The organism is Candidatus Symbiopectobacterium sp. NZEC135, from assembly GCF_025962695.1.
In genome coordinates this window covers 1-2,140 of record NZ_JAGFPF010000241.1, presented here as the reverse complement: position 1 = coordinate 2,140, position 2,140 = coordinate 1, and the positions used below count along the sequence as shown (strand labels likewise).

The 2,140-nt window shown below is 51.3% G+C and carries 2 protein-coding genes; both read right to left on the bottom strand.

Features of this window, described 5'->3' with window-relative positions:
• Positions 1-177: 177 nt before the first annotated feature.
• Positions 178-876, bottom strand: a complete 699-nt coding sequence (locus J5224_RS25400) for a molecular chaperone (protein ID WP_264627979.1) — start codon at positions 874-876, stop codon at positions 178-180.
• A gap of 11 nt (positions 877-887) precedes the next feature.
• Positions 888-2,140, bottom strand: a 1,253-nt coding sequence (locus J5224_RS25395) for a radical SAM protein (protein WP_264627978.1), incomplete at its 5' end; no start/stop codon positions are given.

The window sequence follows — 2,140 nt, the reverse complement described above, 5'->3', positions numbered from 1 at the left end:
TGCGATAGCGGCTGCCGCGGAGCTTATCTGGATAAACGCACGCCGACTGATTCCAGTAAGTAAATTATTGATCATGTAATACTCCTACTTTCACATTGCATAAAAACCCTGCCGCCGTCGGATCTGCCAATACGGCATTGCCGACATGGCGGTGGGCATAGCGTGTTATCGTTTTTGTTATGACGTTGCCTGCACAGTCTCCATGTCAACGACCTGATTGAGTTGCTGTGCATCGTGGGTTAAAAACACCGGCAATAGCTGAGCGATGCCGCGATAGAAATCGGTCTCTGCGTGTGTTTTTACGTTATGAGAAAACGCATCACAGAACGCCAGCGTATGCTGCTGGAGAAAATCACGTTGCCTTAGCAGAGAAAGCATGACGTTCTGAAGCGCCGCGCCGCTGTGCAACGCTTCGGCAACGGACTGGCTTTGCTGATAAAGAAAATCGAGCTCGAACCCGATGTGGTCTGGGGCCTCGCCGTCATCGTCAGACATGGTCAACCCGCAGGATTGATAAACCTGCTTCACCTCTTGGGTGCAACGTTGAAACAACAGCTTATCGCGCGATACATAGATGGATTCCCACGGTGGTGCAGGGGGCGTCTCAGGGCCGATAAACAAGCGGGTGAAATCCCAATGCAGATTTTCAAAGGCGCTCTCACCGGTGATAAAGGGTTCTCCTGCCAGCGCGTGCTGCACACTTTCTACTGCTGAAGAGAAATTCGCGTCAGCGATCGCAGGGAACAGCGTCGCCAGATCTTGCTGCTGGAGAAAATTCAACAGTGCAGGCGTGGGCTCTTCGATCAGCAACCGGCGTAAAAGATCGTAACCCACGGTGCGCTGGATGAGGTATTGCGGGAATTGATGAGGGGTCATCGTCATATCCTTTAAATGTCGGCCAGTGAAAAGGTGGATGGCGTCACGTGTTGTAATTGCACTTCTTTCACGTAACGCTCGGTTTCTGAAAGGTGTTCAATAACGTTGAGTGAAAGACAAACCTCAACGGGCAATGCACCAAGCAAGGAAATGGCCGAGGGGTGAAACTGAATACAGTGATGTTGCTGGCTGTGTCTGACGGGAATGTGGTGTTGGGCCAGAAGGGTTTTCACGGCAGTAATGGCCGAGCCGAATACTTTAGCGCATTTGAAAAAAGCGTCTCGGGGAGAAAAATAGTAGGTGTTGTCAACCGGGCTGAGGTGGTTTTGCTGGAACACTTGGCCGGTATGTTTATTTTCTAAAGAGCAATAGTGTACGCCCAGCCTCAACGCGCGCTCTAACGCGAACAGCATCAATTCCAGTGCCAATGTTTCGCTACCGGCTATGGCTAACCCGCCGGCATACCAATAATTGTAATACACCTGATAGGGGGGATATTTCAGGGTAAAACCGCGTTCGCGAAACGCGGCGGCATTCGCCAGAGGAAAACAAAACTCCAGCAGGTTGATACCGTCAACGCCGAGGGCATCAAGTTCGCGCAATAACGCTTTCATCTGTTCGCCGCTGCCGGGAATAACCGGCATTTCCACCATTACAGTGGGAATATATTTTTTTGCCAGGCGAATGCGCCGCAGTATGCGGGCTTGCTTCTCTGCCGGATCGTCAATTTTGATGCTAAACCGAATTTCTTTCAGCCCGGCTTGTTGCAGCTGTTGTGCGGTTTGCTCGTCCAGGGGATCGCCGGCAGTGTAGAGCCGGGCGTGAATATCAGGAAAATGGTGCTGAACCTGTTTGAAGAAACCGGTCGCTTCCGCTTTGTGTAATAGTGGTTCTCCCCCGGTCAACGCCGCAAATTGCAGGGGCTCTCCGCTGGCAGCAATCTGTTCAACTTCCGTTGCTGCCTGACGCAGATGGTGTTGGTAGTAGTCATAATCCTGTTGATTGGGATTGAAACAGAAATAGCATTGACGATGGCATTTTAGCGAAATGAACGCGGTGTAACTCCCTGCTCCCGTGCGGCAGGCAACGCATGCATCAGAAATCCAGTTGATGTGAATGCTTTTGTCATTGTTGGAAAACTGGGCTCCCATGGCGCGCAGTTGGTGTTTTAGGGCAAGTGCGTTATCGCTGCTTTCGCCGGTGGATTCAAACGGCAGACCATACCGTGTGATGGCCTGTAAGGTCTTTTGCTCAATCACGATAT